General features: G+C 69.5%; 22 protein-coding genes. 6 read left to right on the top strand and 16 right to left on the bottom strand.

All coding sequences use genetic code 11. From position 1 onward, the window contains the following. Positions 1-78: 78 nt before the first annotated feature. The 12 genes from soxZ to AC3FMM_RS25475 form a co-directional block, all read right to left on the bottom strand. A complete protein-coding gene (soxZ, locus tag AC3FMM_RS25530; RefSeq protein WP_115711233.1) occupies positions 79-390 on the bottom strand; it encodes a thiosulfate oxidation carrier complex protein SoxZ in 312 nt (103 codons plus the stop codon). A 50-nt stretch (positions 391-440) separates the two neighbouring features. Continuing rightward, positions 441-896: a thiosulfate oxidation carrier protein SoxY gene (gene soxY / locus AC3FMM_RS25525; protein WP_018006136.1), complete on the bottom strand. Its 456-nt coding sequence runs from the start codon at positions 894-896 to the stop codon at positions 441-443. A gap of 156 nt (positions 897-1,052) precedes the next feature. Beyond that, on the bottom strand, positions 1,053-1,379 hold the full coding sequence (locus AC3FMM_RS25520; RefSeq protein WP_035826540.1) for a c-type cytochrome: 327 nt from the start codon (positions 1,377-1,379) through the stop codon (positions 1,053-1,055). 117 nt (positions 1,380-1,496) lie between these two features. Beyond that, positions 1,497-2,546 carry a c-type cytochrome gene (locus tag AC3FMM_RS25515; RefSeq protein WP_488687645.1) on the bottom strand — a complete coding sequence of 350 codons (1,050 nt, stop codon included), beginning with the start codon at positions 2,544-2,546 and terminating at the stop codon, positions 1,497-1,499. Continuing rightward, positions 2,530-3,888: a sulfite dehydrogenase gene (gene soxC / locus AC3FMM_RS25510; RefSeq protein ID WP_326348042.1), complete on the bottom strand. Its 1,359-nt coding sequence runs from the start codon at positions 3,886-3,888 to the stop codon at positions 2,530-2,532. Before soxC ends, AC3FMM_RS25515 begins: the two co-directional genes overlap by 17 nt. A gap of 116 nt (positions 3,889-4,004) precedes the next feature. After that, a complete protein-coding gene (locus AC3FMM_RS25505; RefSeq protein ID WP_326348041.1) occupies positions 4,005-4,424 on the bottom strand; it encodes an ArsR/SmtB family transcription factor in 420 nt (139 codons plus the stop codon). A 51-nt stretch (positions 4,425-4,475) separates the two neighbouring features. After that, positions 4,476-5,375 (bottom strand): EamA family transporter, encoded by a 900-nt coding sequence (locus AC3FMM_RS25500; RefSeq protein ID WP_115711241.1) that lies wholly within the window; start codon positions 5,373-5,375, stop codon positions 4,476-4,478. A 126-nt stretch (positions 5,376-5,501) separates the two neighbouring features. After that, positions 5,502-6,767 carry an NAD(P)/FAD-dependent oxidoreductase gene (locus tag AC3FMM_RS25495; protein WP_115711243.1) on the bottom strand — a complete coding sequence of 422 codons (1,266 nt, stop codon included), beginning with the start codon at positions 6,765-6,767 and terminating at the stop codon, positions 5,502-5,504. A gap of 12 nt (positions 6,768-6,779) precedes the next feature. Continuing rightward, entirely contained in the window at positions 6,780-7,145 is a 366-nt protein-coding gene (locus tag AC3FMM_RS25490) for a c-type cytochrome (protein ID WP_115711244.1), read from the bottom strand. A gap of 176 nt (positions 7,146-7,321) precedes the next feature. Then, the gene (locus AC3FMM_RS25485) at positions 7,322-8,200 is read right to left on the bottom strand and encodes a BON domain-containing protein (RefSeq protein WP_115711246.1); all 879 of its coding nucleotides are present in this window, start codon (positions 8,198-8,200) and stop codon (positions 7,322-7,324) included. 53 nt (positions 8,201-8,253) lie between these two features. Then, positions 8,254-8,841 (bottom strand): phosphoheptose isomerase, encoded by a 588-nt coding sequence (locus AC3FMM_RS25480; RefSeq protein WP_115711248.1) that lies wholly within the window; start codon positions 8,839-8,841, stop codon positions 8,254-8,256. 61 nt (positions 8,842-8,902) lie between these two features. Beyond that, positions 8,903-9,313, bottom strand: coding sequence for a YraN family protein (locus tag AC3FMM_RS25475; RefSeq protein WP_115711250.1), 411 nt, complete (start codon positions 9,311-9,313; stop codon positions 8,903-8,905). Between the two features lie 18 nt (positions 9,314-9,331). On the opposite strand from AC3FMM_RS25475, the gene rsmI reads away from it, so the two are divergent. After that, entirely contained in the window at positions 9,332-10,237 is a 906-nt protein-coding gene (gene rsmI / locus AC3FMM_RS25470; protein ID WP_488687644.1) for a 16S rRNA (cytidine(1402)-2'-O)-methyltransferase, read from the top strand. Positions 10,238-10,339: 102 nt separating this feature from the next. On the opposite strand, the gene AC3FMM_RS25465 is transcribed toward rsmI, so the two are convergent. Further along, on the bottom strand, positions 10,340-11,107 hold the full coding sequence (locus AC3FMM_RS25465) for a septal ring lytic transglycosylase RlpA family protein (protein WP_488687643.1): 768 nt from the start codon (positions 11,105-11,107) through the stop codon (positions 10,340-10,342). Between the two features lie 270 nt (positions 11,108-11,377). Between AC3FMM_RS25465 and AC3FMM_RS25460 the strand changes: the two genes are divergently transcribed. The 3 genes from AC3FMM_RS25460 to AC3FMM_RS25450 all read left to right on the top strand — a co-directional run bounded on the left by AC3FMM_RS25460 (position 11,378) and on the right by AC3FMM_RS25450 (position 13,114). Next, positions 11,378-12,028 (top strand): MBL fold metallo-hydrolase, encoded by a 651-nt coding sequence (locus tag AC3FMM_RS25460; protein WP_115705330.1) that lies wholly within the window; start codon positions 11,378-11,380, stop codon positions 12,026-12,028. A gap of 4 nt (positions 12,029-12,032) precedes the next feature. Then, positions 12,033-12,680, top strand: a complete 648-nt coding sequence (locus AC3FMM_RS25455; RefSeq protein WP_115711257.1) for a 3'-5' exonuclease family protein — start codon at positions 12,033-12,035, stop codon at positions 12,678-12,680. Positions 12,681-12,886: 206 nt separating this feature from the next. Next, positions 12,887-13,114 carry a hypothetical protein gene (locus AC3FMM_RS25450; protein ID WP_115705439.1) on the top strand — a complete coding sequence of 76 codons (228 nt, stop codon included), beginning with the start codon at positions 12,887-12,889 and terminating at the stop codon, positions 13,112-13,114. Positions 13,115-13,184: 70 nt separating this feature from the next. On the opposite strand, the gene arsC is transcribed toward AC3FMM_RS25450, so the two are convergent. Beyond that, positions 13,185-13,544 (bottom strand): arsenate reductase (glutaredoxin), encoded by a 360-nt coding sequence (arsC, locus tag AC3FMM_RS25445; RefSeq protein WP_115711259.1) that lies wholly within the window; start codon positions 13,542-13,544, stop codon positions 13,185-13,187. A gap of 172 nt (positions 13,545-13,716) precedes the next feature. On the opposite strand from arsC, the gene AC3FMM_RS25440 reads away from it, so the two are divergent. Further along, positions 13,717-14,301 carry a GNAT family N-acetyltransferase gene (locus tag AC3FMM_RS25440; RefSeq protein ID WP_116311882.1) on the top strand — a complete coding sequence of 195 codons (585 nt, stop codon included), beginning with the start codon at positions 13,717-13,719 and terminating at the stop codon, positions 14,299-14,301. Between the two features lie 97 nt (positions 14,302-14,398). Next, complete coding sequence (locus tag AC3FMM_RS25435; protein ID WP_115711263.1) at positions 14,399-14,695, top strand: antitoxin of toxin-antitoxin stability system; 297 nt, start codon at positions 14,399-14,401, stop codon at positions 14,693-14,695. A gap of 88 nt (positions 14,696-14,783) precedes the next feature. Here AC3FMM_RS25435 and AC3FMM_RS25430 read toward each other — a convergent pair whose 3' ends face one another. Both AC3FMM_RS25430 and AC3FMM_RS25425 read right to left on the bottom strand, forming a co-directional pair. Beyond that, positions 14,784-16,052 carry a M20/M25/M40 family metallo-hydrolase gene (locus AC3FMM_RS25430; RefSeq protein WP_116311883.1) on the bottom strand — a complete coding sequence of 423 codons (1,269 nt, stop codon included), beginning with the start codon at positions 16,050-16,052 and terminating at the stop codon, positions 14,784-14,786. A gap of 56 nt (positions 16,053-16,108) precedes the next feature. Further along, a complete protein-coding gene (locus tag AC3FMM_RS25425; RefSeq protein ID WP_488687642.1) occupies positions 16,109-17,365 on the bottom strand; it encodes an allantoate amidohydrolase in 1,257 nt (418 codons plus the stop codon). Positions 17,366-17,484 lie beyond the last annotated feature (119 nt).

The raw sequence follows: 17,484 nt of genomic DNA, 5'->3' as shown, positions 1-17,484 counted from the left end.
GCATTCCGCCCCGAACCTTAGCAGAGGACGGCGCGACGTGCCGGCAACATGCCGGGCGCGGGCCGGGACCGCGCGGCCTCAGGCGATGGTGGCCTCGTCGGTGCGCTTGTCGCCCTTGTTGTCGGTCCAGGTCACGGCGACCTTGTCGCCCTTGGCGCCGCCCTTGAACTTGAAGTTCAGGAACGGGTCCTTGGACACCGCCGGGCCGAACTGGGCGCGGAACACTTCCTTGCCCTTGCACTGGGCGGTCACGGTCTGGATATGCCAGGCCGCGACGACCTTGCCGGACGCATCCTTGCGCTGGCCGGTCTCCATGTCGTGCTTCATCAGAATCTTGACGTCCACCACGCCGCCGTTTTCGGTGGCGCGTACGCGCATCGGGTCTGCCATGTGTTTCTCCTGTTGCAGTTTGGCGGGAATCTCGGTCCAGGGGCGCGGCGTCAGCCGCCGCAGCCGCCCAGCGTGACCTTGATTTCCTTCGATGCCACGTACCACTTGCCGCCGGCCTTGACCGCGGCGTGCACCACCGAGGTCTGGCCCATCTTCACGCGCGTGGAGACGAACGGCTCGGTGCCGGCCGGGATGATGAAGTCGGCGGCCAGGGTGTTGGGGTTCTTTTCCACCAGGATCGCGATCTGCTCGGTATCCGGCAGGGTGCTGGTCACGGCCACCGGCACCACGGCGCCGTTCTCGGCGATATCGGGGGCGGTGAAGGTGATGGCGGTGCTCTTCTCGGTGCCGCTGCCGCCGAGGGCCTTGATCACGTCGGCAACGCTCTTGCCGTCAAAGGCGTTCTTGTTCCACTCGGCCGCCTGCGCTTCGCTGATCAGGCCGGTGGCGGCCATCAGCGACAGGACAGCGGTGACCCGCAGCACTTCTCGTCGTTTGGAATTCATTGCTTGCTCTCCGGCTACTCCGTTCCAGTCGGTCGTGGACCGTTTCAGGGGTGTTGCATGCGGCCGGTACATGGCCGGCCGCTGGTTGTCCCGGGCCGCGCGGCAATCACTGCCCGGCCCGGTGCATCGGCGGACTGCCCGTTATGGCAGTCGGTCTTACTTGGCGGGGGCGCCTGCCAGCACCCACTCGACCACGGTCTTCAGGTCGGCGTCGCTGATAGCGGCGTTGGCCGGCATCGGCACCGGACCCCACACGCCCGAGCCACCGCTCTTGACCTTCTTGCTCAGGGTCGCCAGGGCGTTCTTGTCGCCCTTGTACTTGGTCGCCACTTCCTTGTAGGACGGGCCGACCAGCTTCTTGTCGACCTGGTGGCAACCCATGCAGGCGTTCTTGTTGGCGATCTCCTGTGCCTTGGCGGCATCTACCGCGTGGGCCGATGCGGCGGCGCCGAGCATCAGCGCTGCGATGACAAACTGCTTCATTGTTAAGCTCTCCAAGCTCTGTAAAGCCGTGGGGACGGCAAAGGCCGCGCGGCCGTGCTGCAATGGCCCGGCGGCACACACTGGCCACCGCCTGGGGGCACTGCGGCGGCCAGTCCGCTATTTTGCCTCAAGAATCCAGCCCACCATGGCCTGCACGTCCGAATCCGGGATTTGCGGCTGCGGCGGCATCGGCACGGCGCCCCACGTGCCCTGCCCGCCCGCCTTGACCTTGCGCGCCAGTGCCGCATGCGCATCCTGCCCCTTGTACTTGCCCGCGATATCGACGAACGACGGCCCTACCAGCTTGCGGTCGATCGCGTGGCACGCCACGCATTGATACTGGCTGGCCAGGCGCGCGCCCGGCGCGGGCGCCGCCGCGGCCACGGCTGCGCTGCCTGGCCTGGCCGCGCCGGCCGCCGCGATACCGCGCACCGGGCCGAACGCGCGCTGCTGCTGCGCCAGGTCGCCATGGGCGTCGCGGGCATAGTCCGGCATCGACGAGGCAACCAGGACCTGCTCCGCGCAGCGCGACATGCACGCGGTGTTGCGCGTATCCGGCCGGCCGCGCCCCGGCCACAGGCCGTGCTCGGTGGTCATGCCGGCACGGTTGGGCATGCGCCGCTGGACCTCGGCGATATTGGCGTCGGACAGTGCAAAGTCGGCCGGCACGATCTCGCCCAGGTGGAGCAGGTAGGCGGTGACCGCATAGACCTCGGTGACGCTCAGGCTCTTGGGCGCGTTCCACGGCATCGCGCGGTGGATGTAGTCCCACAGCGTGCTGACCGTGCTGACCTTCATCAGCGTGGTGCGGTACGGCTGGTTGCCGGTCATGCCGGCGACGCGCCCGCGCTTGATGTCTTCGGCGGTGGTGCCGCCGACCAGCGGCGTAAACACTTCGTTGGATTCGCCGAAGTCGCCGTGGCACGACGCGCACTTGCCGTCCCAGACCTTCTGCCCATGCGCGACCGTGCCGCTGCCCTTGGGCAGGCCCTTGAAGTCCGGGCGCACGTCGATGTCCCACGCGGCCACCTCCGCCGGCGTGGCGGTGCGGCCAAGTGCCGCACGCGCGTCGCCCGTGCCGGCGGCTGTCGACGCGGATGCCGGCACGGCGCAACCGGCCGCCAGCAGCAGCGCCGCCGCGACCCTGAGCTCAACCCACATGGACATTGGTCACCTCGCCGCCGGCCGCCACCTGCCAGCTCTGGATCGCGTTGTTGTGATAGATCGAGCGCGTGCCGCGCACCGCGCGCAGCTGCCCCAGCTTCGGCTGCACGTAGCCGGTCTCGTCGATGGCGCGGCTTTGCAGGATGGCCGGGCCGCCGTCCCAGACCCAGTCCAGGTTGAAGCGCGTCAGGCACTTGGACAGCACCGGCGCCTCCAGCCGCGCGGTGCGCCAGTTGCGCCCGCCGTCGGTCGACACATCGACCCGCTTGACACGTCCGCGCCCGGACCACGCCAGGCCGCTGATGTTGTAGAAGCCCTTGCCGACCAGTTGCTGCCCGCCCGACGGCGTGGTGATGACCGACTTGCACTCCTGGATCGAGGTGTACTGGCGCAGCTTGCCGTCGGGCATCATGTCGACGTAGTGGATGGTCTCGTCCTTGGCGTTCCAGGGCCGGTCGCCCAGCTCCAGCCGGCGCAGCCACTTGACCCAGGACACACCCTGCACGCCCGGCACCACGAGGCGCAGCGGGTAGCCGTTCTCGGGGCGCAGCATCTCGCCGTTCATGCCCCACGCAACGATGATCTCGTCGGCCAGCTCCATCGGGATGGTGCGCGTCATCGACGAGCCGTCGCAGCCCTCGGCCAGCAGGTAGCGGCCGCGGCGCAGGTCGGCGCCGGCGTCGTCCAGCAGCACCCGCAGCGGCACCCCGGTGAATTCGCAGCACGACAGCATGCCGTGGGTGTACTGCACCGTCGGCACCGCCACGTTGCCCCACTCCATGCCGGTGTTGGCGCCGCATTCGATGAAATGCATGCGCGACACCGCCGGCAGGCGCATCAGGTCGTCCATGGTGTAGACCCGCGGCGTGCGCACCAGGCCGTTGATCATCAGCCGGTGGCGCGCCGGGTCGATATCGTGCCAGCCCTGGTGGTGGCGCTCGAAGTGCAGGCCGTTGGGGGTGATGATGCCGAAGAAGCCCTGCAGCGGCGCGAACGCGACCGAGGCCGCCGACACCCGGGTCAGGCCGGGCGACTCGCGCCGGATCAGGTTTTTCTCATGGACCGAAGGCTGGCCGTAGGGGCGCGCCGCGACCGGTTGCCCCAGCGACGTCGCCCAGGGCTGCGGCTGCAGGATGGCAGGATCGCCATTCGCGCCGTCCGCGGCCAGCGCGTGCCGGCCCGCCGCGGCCGTGGCGATGCCCGCGGCGGCCCCCAGGAAGCTCTTGCGCAGGAAGTCGCGCCGCGGCGCGTCCAGGCCGTGCCGGCCGATGTCCTGCTGCAGCGATGCGCTGACGAAGTGCTCGGGCGCGGGCACGATGCGCCCGGGCCGGTTCCGTTCCTGCAATGCGGTCTCCTCCGGCGCGCTCGCCCCGGTCGGTCAGACCGGTCGGCGTGCCTGTTGTACAGGGCGCCGCAACGGGTGCGGCACCGCCGTTTGCTGCCGGAAGAGTGGTGGCGCGGCTAGCTTGCCGTGCGCCGCCGGCGCGCCTGGGCTTGCGGCGCGGGCTGGGCCATGAAGCGGTCGACCACGACGGACGGCAAGGCGTTGTCCTCCAGCCGGCTTGCCACCTGCACGCAGACCGTGCGGCACAACTCGATCACGCTTTCGTCCGCAATGGCGTAGAACACCAGGTTCGCCTCCTTGCGGCGCGACAGCACGCCCGAGCGGTACATCGCGTTGAGATGCCGCGACACGTTGGTCTGCGACGAACCCACCGTCTCGACCACCGTGCTGACCGGCTTCTCGCCATCGCACAAGGCGTGCAGGATCTTCAGCCGCGTCGGCTCCGCCAGCAGGCTGAAGTAACCCGATACCTTTTCGAACACGCGATCCAGCTCTTCCATGCCGTCCAATATATTCGTATATGCGTGAATGCGCATATAGTGTTTACCCATTGATGCAGCACAACATGAGGGGCCGCGCGCGCCGGCTCAGCGGCGCGCCAGCGCCCTGCCCGCCCACAGGCGCTGGCCGAACACGTTGAGCAGCAGCCCTGCCATCACCACCGCCGCGCCGATCCACTGGGTACCGGACAGGTCCTCGCCCAGCAGCACGTGCGCCGACACCAGCCCCACCACCGGCACCAGCAGTGTCAGCGGCGCCACCTGGCTGGCCGGATAGCGCGTCAGCAGCCGGCCCCACATGGTGTAGCCGAACACCGTCGCCGCGAACGCCAGGTACGCCACCGCGAACACCGCCATGCCGGACACCTGCGTCACGCTTTGCACGATGCGCGCCGGCCCCTCGAACCACAGCGACAGCAGCGCGAACGGCACGATCGGCACCAGCGCGCCCCAGATTACCAGCCCGAGCAGGTCCACGGGGCCGATCTTCTTGCTGACGATATTGCCGCTGGCCCAGCAGAACGCCGCGCACAGCGTCAGCACGAAGCCGGCCGCGCTCATGCCGCCCATGCCGCCCGCACCACCCGCACCGGCGCCGATCAGCGCCAGCCCGCCAGCCGCCACCGCCATGCCGGCAAAGTTGTGCCAGCGCACCGGCTCGCCCAGCCACAGCGCGGCGATCGCCAGCGTGAAGAAGGCCTGCGACTGCAGCACCAGCGACGCCAGCCCGGCCGGCATGCCGACCGCCATGGCGTAGAACAGGAAGGCGAACTGGCCCAGGCTGATGGTGGCGCCGTAGGCCAGCAGCAGCTGCCACGGCACGCGCGGGCGCGGCACGAAAAAGATCGCCGGGAACGCCACCAGCAGGAAGCGCAGCGCCCCCAGCAGCATCGGCGGCACGCCCGCCAGCCCGACCTTGATCACGACAAAGTTGACGCCCCAGACGCAGACGATGGCGAGGGCGAGGAGGCGGTCTCTGGCTTGCATGGGAATGCCGTGCGCGGGTGCGCGAGTTCAGATAGGGACGCCTAGCGTAGCAGCGCCGGTGCGCGCGGCATTGCACGTTCTTGCGGTTTTGTGCGGGCAGCCGTGCCGCCCGCACCGCCGCCACCGTCAGGCCAGCATCTCCGCCCAGATGCCCCGCGCCCAGGCCAGCGCGTAATCGCCCTCCAGCACCGTCGGCGCCGGCGACAGCCCGCCCGAGCCCGGTACCGTGACCATGGTCTTCTGCGCCGCGTCGTAGCGATGCACGCTGGACACATGCACCGCCTCGCGGTCGGAGGTGAAGCTGTAGCAGGTGTTGTTGTACAGCGGCTCCGGGTCCGGGGCGCGGCCCGACAGCAGCGCCACCAGCGCCGCCGCCGCGACCTTGCCGTGCTGGTTGGCCATATGGCCGGACTTGGGCATCAGCGGCGCGATCTGGATGGCGTCGCCGATCACATGGATATGGGCCGCGGCGCGCGACTCGAAGCTGAGGAAATCCACCTCGCACCACTTGCCATTGGCCGTGGCCAGCCCGGCCGACACCGCGATCGCGCCGGCCCGCTGCGGCGGCAGCACATTGAGCACGTCGGCGCGCACATCGTCCTGCACCTCGAACTTGAGCGTGCGCGTGGCGGGGTCGACATCGGCCACCTCGTGCTGCGGCCGGTATTCCACCATGCCCGGGTATTGCGTGGCCCACACCTGGCGGAACAGCGCGGCCTTGGAGGTGATGTCGGCATTGGCGTCCACGATCAGCACCTTGCTGCGCGGCTTGTGCTGCCTGAAATAGTGCGCCACCTGGCAGGCGCGCTCGTACGGGCCCGGCGGGCAGCGGTACGGCGCCAGCGGCACGCTGATGGCATAGGTGCCGCCATCGGGCATCGCCTCCAGCTGGCGGCGCAGCGCGACGGTTTCGGGGCCGGCCTTCCAGGCATGCAGGATCTGGTCGCCGCCGGGCCGCTTCAGCCCGGGCAGCGCCTCGCGCATCATTTCGACGCCGGGCGACAGCAGCAGGCGGTCATAGGGCAGCACGCTGCCGCCCGCGAGGCGCACGGTGCGCCTGGCCGGGTCGATGGCGACCGCGGAGTCGCGCGCGAGCCGCACGCCGTGGCGGCGCACCAGTGCGTCGTACGGCAGCGTCAGGTCGCCGAGCTGGCGGCTGCCGCCCAGCACCAGGTTCGACAGCGGGCACGAGACAAAGGCCGGATTCGGTTCGACCAGCGTCACCTCGATCGCCTGCCCGCTCCATTCGCGCAGGTAGCGCGCCGCCGTGGCGCCGCCATAGCCCCCGCCAACCACCACCACCCTGGCACGGGCCGCGGCGCGTGCCGGCCGGATCCCGGCCGTACCCAGGACTGCGGCGCCCGCGGCGCCGAGGAAGCTTCGTCTGTGCATGGCTCGCTCCTGTCAGCGCACGGCGGCAAACCACGCCGCGATCGCGGCGATCTGGTCGTCGCTATAACCCTTGGCGATCTGGTGCATCACGGTGGCGGGGCGCGTGCCGGCCTTGAAGGCCTGCATCTGCGCGGCCAGCTCCGCCTGCGGGCGGCCGGCCAGCGGCGGAATCGTGCTGCCCGCCGGGGCCCGGCCGGCCGGGCCGTGGCAGCTGGTGCAGGCGGCGGCCTGGCTGCGCGCGCGCAGCGCGGCATCGGTGGGCTGGGCGGGGGCACCGGCGGGCTCAGCCGACAGCGCCGGCTGGGCGCACAGCATCGCTGCGAGCAGCGCCAGTCGGCGCGGTATATGCCAGGCAGGCCGGGGGATCGTTGTTGTCATGGTCTCGCTCCGTCTGGGGGCCGGCGCAGCGCTATCGCAGTCAGCGCACTCAGCCGGCGTGGCAACCGTAGCACATCGGCCGCGCCCGGTGTGCGTTGCAAACCGCAGAACGAAAAACGGCGCCCGCATATGCGGGCGCCGTCTTGACCGGCCGGGGCGGGCGAGCGTTGCGCGCTTCAGGGCAGGTTGCGGCCGGGCGGCAGCGCCACCGGCGAGGTGACCGGAGCCGCGACCGGCGCGGTGGTGGCGCCCGCGCTGCCCGCGGTACCAGGTGCGGCACCGGCCGGCGCATCGATCGGCCCGCCCACGCCCGGCACCGACTGCACCGGCGCCGGCGTGCCGACGTTGCCGTCGAACGACGGGTTTTCCGAGGTCGAGGCCGCATCCAGACGCGCACGCTCGGTGTCGTTGACGTAGTCGAAAGCCTTCACCACCTTGGTCACGCCCGAGGCATTGCGCGCCACGTCCGTGGCCCGGTCGCCCTCGGCGCTGGTGACCACGCCAAGCAGGTAGACCACGCTCTTTTCCGTGGTGATCTTGATCGAGTTGGACGGCACGCCTTCGGCGGTCATCAGCAGGGTCTTGACCTTGCTGGTCAGGTAGGCGTCCTGGCTCTGGGTCATGAAGCCGGGCGAGTTGACCACCTCCAGCTCATTGATCACCACGCGCGCATTCTGCAGGCCGCGCACGTACTGCTCGATCTGTTGCTTGACGCTGTCGTTCTTCGCTTCGCCGGTCAGCAGCACCTTGCGGTTGAAAACGGTCACGTTGACGCGGGCCTGGCCGCTGAAGCGCGAGTTGATGGTGCTCTCGGCCTCCAGCTGCAGGCCGCGGTCGACGGTCTGGGTGGCGGCCGGGCGGCGGTCGGTGGCCATCGCCACCCCGGTGCCCATGGCGCCGGCAATCACCGGAAAGCAGCCGGCCAGCTGCGTGGCGCACACCAGCGCGGCCGCGGCCAGGCCGGCGCGGCCCAGGCCGAAACTGGCCAGGGGGCGGAAGGGATGGCGCGCCTCCGCGCCATTCCGGGAAGCTTGCGTAGTGGGCAGATGAGTCATGCGGTCCTTGCTCTGGCTGAATGTTGGAAATGAGGGTCGGCGGATGCCCGGCATCACGCCTCTCCGAGCAGTGCCTCGTCGATGCCGTTGCACAGGCAGTGCAGCGTCAGCAAGTGCACTTCCTGGATGCGCGCGGTGCGCTCGCTCGGCACGCACAGGTGGATGTCGAATTCGTCGAGCAGGCCGGCGATGGCCCCGCCGCCCTTGCCGGTCAGCGCCACCACCGCCATCTCGCGCTGGCGCGCGGCGGCCACGGCCGCCATCACGTTGTCCGAGTTGCCCGACGTGGAAATCGCCAGCAGGATGTCGCCGGGCTGGCCGAGCGCCTCGACCTGCTTGGCAAACACCTTGCTGAAGTCGTAGTCGTTGCCGATCGCGGTCAGGATCGAGCTGTCGGTGCTCAGCGCGATCGCGGCCAGGCCGGGCCGTTCGCGCTCGAAGCGCCCGACCAGCTCGGCGGCGAAATGCTGCGCCTGCGCCGCCGAGCCGCCATTGCCGCAGGCCAGGATCTTGTTGCCGCTGGTCAGCGCGCCGACCATGCGATCCACCGCGGCGTCGATGTAGGGGGCCATCACCGCCGCGGCCTGTCGCTTGGCTTCGGCACTGTCTAGAAATTGTTGCTGGATACTTTCGATACTCATGGCTCTGGGGGCCCGCTTGTTGCCATGGCGATCCGCGAATCGCCCTCATGTTTGCCGTGCATTATGACCCAGCCCCGGCGGCATCCAGGTCAAAGGCGTGCTGCAGCCATTCCAGCCGGCCGGGTTCCAGCGCCACCACGTCGAAGCGGCACGGCGGCACCCGGGCCAGCGTGGCCAGGTAGTGCGCGGCGGCCAGCAGCACGCGCCGCTGCTTGGCCGGCGTGACGCTGGCCGCGGCGCCGCCGAAGCCGCGCCCGCTGCGCTGGCGCACCTCGACGAACACCAGCGTGCCGTCGGGCGCGCGCATCACCAGGTCGATCTCGCCGCCTTTGCAGCGATAATTGCGGACCACGGGCTCCAGGCCCTGGCGCCGCAAGTGGGCCAGGGCCCGGTCCTCTGCCTGCGCCCCGCGCGCCTGCCGGCTGGGCGCCTGCCCGCCCGGCCCCTGCGTGGTGGATTTGAATGATCGCATCAACGGAAGTTCTCAAGCATGAGTGACTGGATCTCCCTGGCGGCAAGCCAGTCGTACCCGGCCGGCACGCTCTATGTCGTGGCCACGCCCATCGGCAATGTCGCCGACCTGTCGCTGCGCGCGCTGCATGTGCTGGGGCTGGCCGACGCGGTGGCCTGCGAAGACACCCGCAATACCGGCCAGCTGCTGTCGCGCGTCGGCCTGCAGCGGCCGCTGGTGGCGGTGCACGAGCACAACGAGCGCGAGGCCGCGGGCCGCATCGCCGAACGCCTGGCGGCGGGCGAGCGCATCGCCTATGTCTCGGACGCCGGCACGCCGGGCATCTCCGACCCCGGCGCGCGGCTGGTCGAGGCGGTGCGCGCCGCCGGCCATCCGGTGGTGCCCCTGCCCGGTCCCAGTGCGGCGGTGGCGGCGCTGTCGGTGGCGGGCGACCTGCTCGAGGCCGGCGCGGGCCGCTTCACCTTTGCCGGCTTCCTGCCCCCCAAGCCCAAAGCGCGCGCCGAGGCGATCGCCCGGCTGGCGGCACTGGACCACGCCTGGGTCTGCTACGAGGCGCCGCACCGAATCGCCGACACGCTTGCGGCGCTTGCCGCGGGCCTGCCGGGCGAGCGCCGGCTGCTGGTCGGACGCGAACTGACCAAGCTGTTCGAGGACATCGCCGTGATGCCGGTAGCGCAGGCGCCGGCCTGGCTGGCGGCCGACCCGAACCGGGCCAAGGGGGAATTCGTGCTGGTGGTGGAAGGTGCCGGCAGCCCCGCCGCGGATGCCCTGCCGGATGCCGAAGCGCGGCGCGTGCTGGCGCTGCTGCTGGCCGAGCTGCCGGCCAAGCGCGCCGCCAAGCTGGCGGCCGCAATCACCGGCGCGGACACCGGCGCGCTGTATCAGCTGGCGCTGGCACAGCGTGCCGGCGACGCCAACGATTGAGGGCGCGGCCCGCGCGCGGGCATAGGCACAAGCGCGAGCCTGCAAGTCAGAATGTAAGGAGGAAGTGTCAGCGCGCGGCGGCATGCGACGGCGCTGGCGCGCTCAGTGGCGCTTGCGCTTGACGGTCTTGCCGCTGGCCTTGGCCGCCTTGCGCGCCTTGGCGGGCGCCAGCGAATTGGCCAGTTCCGGCACGGATACGTCGTCATCGCCGCTGCCGTCGCCGGCCTCGGTGCCGCCGGCATCGACCTGCGGGCCCAGCGCGGCGACCTCGGTGCGGGTCAGGCGACGGATCTCGACATTGGTGGCGCCGCGTTCGACGAAGCCCAGGCGGCGCGCCGCGCCGTAGGACACATCCAGCACGCGGTTGCCGTGGTACGGGCCGCGGTCATTGATGCGCAGCACCGCGACCTTGTTGTTGCGCAGGTTGCGCACCAGCACCCAGGTGTCCAGCGGCAGCGACGGATGCGCCGCGGTCATGGCGCGCATGTCGAAGCGTTCGCCGTTGGCGGTCTTGCGGCCATGGAAGCCCTTGCCGTACCACGAGGCCACGCCGCGCTGCTCGAACGTGCCGATGTCGGCGCGCAGGCCTTCGAGCGAGTTGCCGCTGCGGCCTTCGTCGGGGTCATAGCCGAACAGGTTCCAGCTGCCGGTGTCGGGCGTGCGCGTGGCGGGCCTGGCGTCGGCGCGTTCGGTCCGGCCGGGCTTGCCGTTTTTTGCCGCGCGCGTGGGCACGGCATCGCCAGCGTCGGTGCCCGCGGTATCGCTTTCGGGCGGCGTGGCACAAGCGGCCAGCACCACGGCGCATGCGGTGCATGCGCCGAGCTTGGCCAGCCGTTGCCAGCGCTTGGTGAGAGCGGAGATCCGTAACATGGGCGGCAGTCTAACATTGACTGTTTGGGACTATCTCTTTCAATTTGTTACGAAATCTGTGCGATTTCGCACGAACATGGCCTAATTGGCCGGAATCCCGCCTGTGGCAACGGATTCGGGTCAACATGGCACGGCATGCGGTGGGTAATGGATTGATCACACGGCAGGTGCCGGGCGCACGCCAGGCGCCGGACGCTACAATGCTGGGCACCGCCGCGGATCGCGCCGCCAAGACGCCCGGGCCGGTCCGCCCGGCCGCATAACACGCCCATGAAAGCCCTGCTCATTCCCGTCACGCCCTTCCAGCAGAACTGTTCCCTGCTGATCGATGAAAGCACCGGCGCCGCCGCGGTCTGCGATCCCGGCGGCGACCTCGACCGCATCCGCGCGGCGGTCAAAGAGCAAGGCGTCACGCTGGAAAAGATCTTCCTGACGCACGGCCACGTCGACCACTGCGCTGGCGCCGCGGCGCTGTCGCGCGAACTCGGCATCCCGATCGAAGGCCCGCAGCAGGACGAGCGCTTCTGGATCGAGCAGTTGCCCGAGCAGACGCGCCGCTTCGGCTTCGGCCATGCGGAGAGCTTCGAGCCCGACCGCTGGCTCGAGAACGGCGACACCGTGCAGTTCGGCAACGAAACCCTGGAGGTCTATCACTGCCCCGGCCATACCCCGGGCCATGTGGTGTTCTTCTCGCGTCCCAACCGGCTGGCCGTGGTCGGCGACGTGCTGTTCGCCGGGTCGATCGGCCGCACCGATTTCCCGCGCGGCAACCACGCCGACCTGATCCGCTCGATCCGCACGCGGCTGTGGCCGCTGGGCGAGGACGTGACCTTCATCCCGGGGCACGGCCCGGTCTCGACCTTCGGCGAAGAGCGCCGCAACAACCCCTTCGTCGCCGATCATCTGGTCGACGCGGGCTGAGGCCATGGCCAAGCGACAGGCGCCCGACACCCGTCCCGAGATCTACGTCAGCACCGACGTCGAGGCCGACGGCCCGATCCCGGGCCCGCATTCGATGCTGTCGTTCGCTTCGGTGGCGATGCTGGCGGACAAGACCGTGCTCGGCACCTTCTCGGCCAACCTCGAAACCCTGCCCGGCGCCGCCGGCCACTCGGTTCAGATGCAGTGGTGGCAAACCCAGCCCGAAGCCTGGAGCGCCTGCCGGCGCGACCTGCAGCGCCCCGAGGACGCCATGGTGCGCTATGTCGAATGGGTCGAGGCGCTGCCCGGCAAGCCGGTCTTCGTCGCCTTTCCGGCGGGCTTCGATTTCACCTGGATGTTCTGGTACATGATGCGCTTTGCCGGGCGCTCGCCGTTCGGCTGGGCCGCGCTCGACGTCAAGACGCTGGGCTTCGCGCTGACCGGGCGTCCCTATCGCAAGACGGTCAAGGCGGCCTTCCCGGCGGCGTGGATGGATCCGCTGCCGCACACCCACGTAGCGCTCGACGATGCGATGGAGCAAGGCGCGCTGTTCTGCAACATGCTGGCCACGCTGCGCGATCGCGAGACTGCGCTGGCGACGCTTACGAGAACTGACGCAAGCGAGCCCTCACCTCCGCCGACACAGGCCTGATTGTCTGTTGCGCCGCGTCAGGCGCGGCGGCATGCCCTTTGCATGCCGCGGCTCGCATCCGGCGCCAGCCCGCCTATAGTAGAAGCGGATATGGCGTTACCGGGCGAAACGAGCCATGACTAACCGGCGCACTTGCGCAGCCACGCCATATGACGTTTGAGCCATCCTGCCCGGACCGCGCGGCGCCTGCCGAGGAGGTGTCGATCATGCGTTTCCCTACCGACCTGCACTTGAGAGACTTGGCCGGCCGGATCCATTGGCCGCATGCCACGCGGGACGCCACGCCCATTACCCATCGCCATTCCTCGGATGAGGACGCCGAAGTCGCCAAGGCCACGCTCTACATCAGCACCGTGACGCTGGTGGTGCTGCTGGTGGTGCTGGCGGCCATCGCTTTCGGTCAGGAGGCCATGCACTGGCTGGGTGTTCATTAGACGACCCCGCCTGAAGCAGACTGCCTCGCAGACCGGCCGGCCCCCACACACCGTGGGGGCCGGTTCTATTTCAGGCCAGCAGCGGCGCCACGTTCTCGGGCGGGCGGCCGATCGCAGCGCGGCGGTTGCGCACCACCACCGGACGCTGCAGCAGGATAGGATTGTCGGCCACCGCCGCCAGCAGCTCGGCATCGGTCAGGCCGGGGTCGGCCAGGCCCAGTTCGGCATAGGAGGCTTCGTTGTCGCGCAGCATCTCGCGTACCGGCACGCCCAGCAGGGTGTGCAACTGGCGCAGCGTCGACAGCGACGGCGGGTCCTTCAGGTACTCCACGATCTCCACCGGCTCGCCCAGCCGCTCGGCGGCTGCCTGGACCAGGGCGAGGGTCTCGCGCGACTTGGAGCAACGGGGGTTGTGGTAGATGGTGATCATGGCAGGTCCTTTCTTGTCATGGCCGCGCCCCGCGGCGGGGCGGCGGCACTAATGCGGTGCAAATCCACCCGCACTATATACAAGACCGCGGGGGCCGCGCAGCATGACGTGGTGCATCGCCACCGGCACGCATCCTGCGTTGCACCGGTTCTTGCCCCAGGCACCATTTCCGATGACCTCCATTCCTGTCTCCACCACCGGGCCGCGCGGCGATGGCATGCGCCAGCCCTATACGCTGCGTGACGCCACCCGCGCCGACATTGCCTCCATCCACGCCATCTACGCCCACCACGTGCAGCACGGCCGCGCCTCGTTCGAGGAAGTGCCGCCGAGCATCGACGAGATGCAGCTGCGCCTGGCCGAAGTACACCGCAAGGGCCTTCCCTGCCTGGTCGCAGAGCGCGACGGCGAGGTACTGGGCTACGCCTATGCCTCGGCCTACCGCGCGCGCAGCGCCTACCGCTTCGCCATCGAGGACTCGATCTACATCGACCACCGCCGCGTCGGCGAAGGCCTGGGCCAGGCGCTGCTGGCCGCGCTGATCGCCCGCTGCGAAACCGGCCCGTGGCGCCAGATGGTCGCCGTGATCGCGTGCACCGCCGCGGGCGAAGGCGCGGGCTCGCTGGCCGTGCACGAACGGCTGGGCTTCCGCACCGTCGGGCGGCTGGAGGCGGTGGGGTTCAAGCACGGGCAGTGGATCGATACGGTGCTGATGCAGCGGGCGCTGGGTGTGGGCGCGACGACGCTGCCGGGGTAGGCGGAATCGGCTGCGGCAAGTTCAGACGGGTCTTATCGCCGTGCAGGTGTCCTGATGTCGACAATGCCTATACTTTGTCATCACAAGGACACCGGACATGCTTGTGTCGGAAGAAATCCAACTCACATTCACGCTTGACGCCCGGCTGCGTGACGCGTTCATTGCCGAAGCCGCGGCACGGGGACTCACGCCGTCGCAAGCGCTTCAGGGCCTGGTGCGCGAGTTCCTCGACCACAGCGCCCGAAAGCGCGACTACGAGATTTTCCTGCGCAACAAGGTGGAAGCTTCCCGCGCCTCGCTGCGCGACGCGGGCGGCATCCCCGCGGAACAGATCGAAGCGGAGTTTGCAGCCTGGCGCGCTGCGGCCCGGCCACCGGTTGAAGATCAGACCTGACCAAATCGCCGCCTAAAAAAAAACGCCACGGATACCTCCGTGGCGTCTTTCCATCAAAGCTCGGCGCCTGCGGCGCGTCGTCTTCGTCTTACTTCATCAGATCCGACAGCGCCAGTGCCACCACCTTGGTGGCACGGTTCAGGTCGTTCAGGCGCAGGTTCTCGTCCGAGTTATGGCCGCGCGCTTCCATCAGCGTGCGCGGGCCGGCGCCGTACAGCACGGTGGGGATACCGCGCTTGGTGTAGTGGCGGGCGTCGGTGTACAGCGGCACGCCCTGCACCGGGATCTCGACGCCGAACACCGACTCGGCACGGCTCTTCAGCGCGCCGATCAGCTTTTCCACGCCCGGCAGTTCCGACAGCGGCTCGGCCAGGATGATGCGCTCGACCTTCACTTCGATGCCCGGGCGGTCCTTGGCGGCCTTTTCCACCACGGCGCGGATCTCGCCTTCGGCGTCGAAGCCGATTTCCTCGGGGATCATGCGGCGGTCGACGCGGAAGGTCACCAGGTCCGGCACCACGTTGGTGTTGATGCCGCCCTTGATCAGGCCGACGTTCAGCGTGGCGGTGTCGATGCCCGGCACCTTCGACTTGCGCGTGGCCAGTTCCGCGCGCAGGCCGTAGATGGCCTGCAGGATGTGGGTGGCGGCCTCGATCGCGTCGACGCCGGTGTGCGGCATGGCGGCGTGGCCCTGCTTGCCCTTGACCGTCACCTCGACGTGCAGGCAGCCGTTGTGCGACGAGGTGATGCCGTACGAGAAGCCCGCCGAGATGGCGTAGTCGGCCTTGCTCAGGTTGTTGTCCAGCAGGAACTTCGGGCCGATGTCGCCGCCGGTTTCCTCGTCATAGGTGAACTGCAGCTCGACCGCGCCGTTGATCTTCGCGCCCTGCTTCTCGGCTTCCATCAGCGCCAGCACCGCGTAGGTGTAGGTGGCGAAGTCCGACTTGGACACCGCCACGCCGCGGCCGTACATGACCGGGCCGTGCTCGCTGTCGGCGATCTCGCCGCCGTACGGGTCCTTGGTCCAGCCCAGGCCGGGGGGCACCACGTCGCCGTGGGCGTTCATGGCGATGACCGGGCCGCCCGTGCCGAACTGCTTGCGCACGATCAGGTTGGTGGCGCTGATCATGCCGGCGGCCTTGACCTGCTCGTCGGGCACCTTGTGGGCCTCCACCGTGAAGCCCAGGCCCTCCAGCAGTTCCTTGGCGCGCTTGCCGTGCGCGTCGCAATCGCCGGCCGGGTTGTCCGACGGCACCTTGACCAGTTCGGCCAGGAAGGCTTCCTGCTGGGGACGGTGCTGGTCGATGAACTGCGTCAGCGTGGTTTCGATGGGGTTCATATTGTCTCGTGCGGTCATGACTTGTTCTCGTTACAACTGAAGGAGGTTCGGGTGGGGCTTCCGGGCGCGCTGGCTTACTGCGGCAGCCGGAAGTGCTCGACGAAATCGCTGAACACGCGCGCGGACAGTGCGGCATCCTCGGCGGTCATGGTTTCGGTGGGATGGTGGCTGATGCCGCCGTTGCCGCAGCGCACGAACAGCATGGCGACATCGGCGATGGCGGCAATGGCCATGGCGTCGTGGCCGGCGCCCGACGGCAGGTGGCGCACCGGCACGCCCTGGCGGGCGATGGCGGCGGCCCATTGCTCTTGCAGCCACGGGGCGCAGGGAACGCTCTTCGCCTCGTGGGTCTTGCGGATCTGCGCGCGCACGTTGCGGCGCGCGCAGACGCACTCGATCTCGGCCAGCACGTCGTTGACGGCGGCCTCGCGCTCGGCGTCCTCGCCGGCGCGGATGTCGATGGAGAACACGGCGCGGCCCGGCACCACGTTGGTGGCGCCGTTGGGCACGTTGAACTGGCCCACGGTGCCGACCAGGCCCGGCTTGCCGCCGCAGCGCTTTTCGATATACAGGCCGATTTCGGCGCCGGCCATGGCGGCGTCGCGGCGCATGTCCATCGGCACGGTGCCGGCGTGGCCGGCCAGGCCTTCGAGCTCGACCAGGAAGCGGGTCGCGCCGGAAATCGCGGTCACCACGCCCACCGGCAGGCCTTCGTTCAGCAGCACCGGGCCCTGTTCGATATGCACCTCAATAAAGGCCGCGACCTTGCTCGGCTCATGCTTGGCCGCGGGCAGCGCGGCGGCGTCGAAGCCGGCCTCGCGCATCACCTCGCGCATGGTCTTGCCGCTGTCGTCGACGTTGTCCAGCACATTGTTGTCGAAGGTGCCGGCGATGGCGCGGCTGCCCAGCAGCGTGGCCTTGAAGCGCACACCCTCTTCCTCGGCGAAGCCCACCACCTCGAGCGCGAACGGGAAGCGCTTGCCCTGGCGGTTCCAATCCGCCACGCAAGCGATCGGCAGGATCACGCCCAGGTTGCCGTCATAGCGGCCGGCGTCGCGCACGGTGTCGAAATGCGAGCCGGTCAGCAGCGCCGGCGCGTCGGGCGTGGTGCCCTCGTAGCGGCCGATCACGTTGCCGGCGGCGTCGCGGCGCACCGTCATGCCGGCCTGCTGCATCCACTCGGTCAGCTGCGCGGCGGCGCCGTGATGGGCCTCGGTCAGGTAGGTGCGGGTGAGCATGCCGGGCTGCTCGGTGTGGACGGCCAGGGCGTCGGCCCAGGCCATGATGCGCGTGCCAGTCTCTGCGGCGGACGGCGACGGATTTGCTGCCATGCGTGTCTCCTGCTGGAAGTGCGTGAAAGCCGCGGCGGCGTGGCTGGCGGGGTGCCAGTGCGGGCGGGACGCCCATGGCCGAAGCTCTATTCTGTGCGATTCATGGTAGCACAGTGAAT

The sequence above is a fragment of the Cupriavidus sp. 207A1 genome, assembly GCF_057798955.1.
This window is presented reverse-complemented; position numbering and strand designations above follow the sequence as displayed.

Bases quoted from the DNA above. Each gene is read 5' to 3' on its own strand.
- arsC (WP_115711259.1), bottom strand. From the start codon at position 13,544: ATGATCACCATCTACCACAACCCCCGTTGCTCCAAGTCGCGCGAGACC.
- AC3FMM_RS25435 (WP_115711263.1), top strand. From the start codon at position 14,399: ATGCTTGTGTCGGAAGAAATCCAACTCACATTCACGCTTGACGCCCGG.
- AC3FMM_RS25480 (WP_115711248.1), bottom strand. From the start codon at position 8,841: ATGAGTATCGAAAGTATCCAGCAACAATTTCTAGACAGTGCCGAAGCC.
- AC3FMM_RS25485 (WP_115711246.1), bottom strand. From the start codon at position 8,200: ATGACTCATCTGCCCACTACGCAAGCTTCCCGGAATGGCGCGGAGGCG.
- AC3FMM_RS25490 (WP_115711244.1), bottom strand. From the start codon at position 7,145: ATGACAACAACGATCCCCCGGCCTGCCTGGCATATACCGCGCCGACTG.
- AC3FMM_RS25430 (WP_116311883.1), bottom strand. From the start codon at position 16,052: ATGACCGCACGAGACAATATGAACCCCATCGAAACCACGCTGACGCAG.
- soxY (WP_018006136.1), bottom strand. From the start codon at position 896: ATGAATTCCAAACGACGAGAAGTGCTGCGGGTCACCGCTGTCCTGTCG.
- AC3FMM_RS25450 (WP_115705439.1), top strand. From the start codon at position 12,887: ATGCGTTTCCCTACCGACCTGCACTTGAGAGACTTGGCCGGCCGGATC.
- AC3FMM_RS25495 (WP_115711243.1), bottom strand. From the start codon at position 6,767: ATGCACAGACGAAGCTTCCTCGGCGCCGCGGGCGCCGCAGTCCTGGGT.
- AC3FMM_RS25475 (WP_115711250.1), bottom strand. From the start codon at position 9,313: ATGCGATCATTCAAATCCACCACGCAGGGGCCGGGCGGGCAGGCGCCC.
- AC3FMM_RS25455 (WP_115711257.1), top strand. From the start codon at position 12,033: ATGGCCAAGCGACAGGCGCCCGACACCCGTCCCGAGATCTACGTCAGC.
- soxZ (WP_115711233.1), bottom strand. From the start codon at position 390: ATGGCAGACCCGATGCGCGTACGCGCCACCGAAAACGGCGGCGTGGTG.
- AC3FMM_RS25460 (WP_115705330.1), top strand. From the start codon at position 11,378: ATGAAAGCCCTGCTCATTCCCGTCACGCCCTTCCAGCAGAACTGTTCC.
- AC3FMM_RS25515 (WP_488687645.1), bottom strand. From the start codon at position 2,546: ATGTCCATGTGGGTTGAGCTCAGGGTCGCGGCGGCGCTGCTGCTGGCG.
- AC3FMM_RS25500 (WP_115711241.1), bottom strand. From the start codon at position 5,375: ATGCAAGCCAGAGACCGCCTCCTCGCCCTCGCCATCGTCTGCGTCTGG.
- AC3FMM_RS25425 (WP_488687642.1), bottom strand. From the start codon at position 17,365: ATGGCAGCAAATCCGTCGCCGTCCGCCGCAGAGACTGGCACGCGCATC.
- rsmI (WP_488687644.1), top strand. From the start codon at position 9,332: ATGAGTGACTGGATCTCCCTGGCGGCAAGCCAGTCGTACCCGGCCGGC.
- AC3FMM_RS25520 (WP_035826540.1), bottom strand. From the start codon at position 1,379: ATGAAGCAGTTTGTCATCGCAGCGCTGATGCTCGGCGCCGCCGCATCG.
- AC3FMM_RS25440 (WP_116311882.1), top strand. From the start codon at position 13,717: ATGACCTCCATTCCTGTCTCCACCACCGGGCCGCGCGGCGATGGCATG.
- AC3FMM_RS25465 (WP_488687643.1), bottom strand. From the start codon at position 11,107: ATGTTACGGATCTCCGCTCTCACCAAGCGCTGGCAACGGCTGGCCAAG.
- AC3FMM_RS25505 (WP_326348041.1), bottom strand. From the start codon at position 4,424: ATGCGCATTCACGCATATACGAATATATTGGACGGCATGGAAGAGCTG.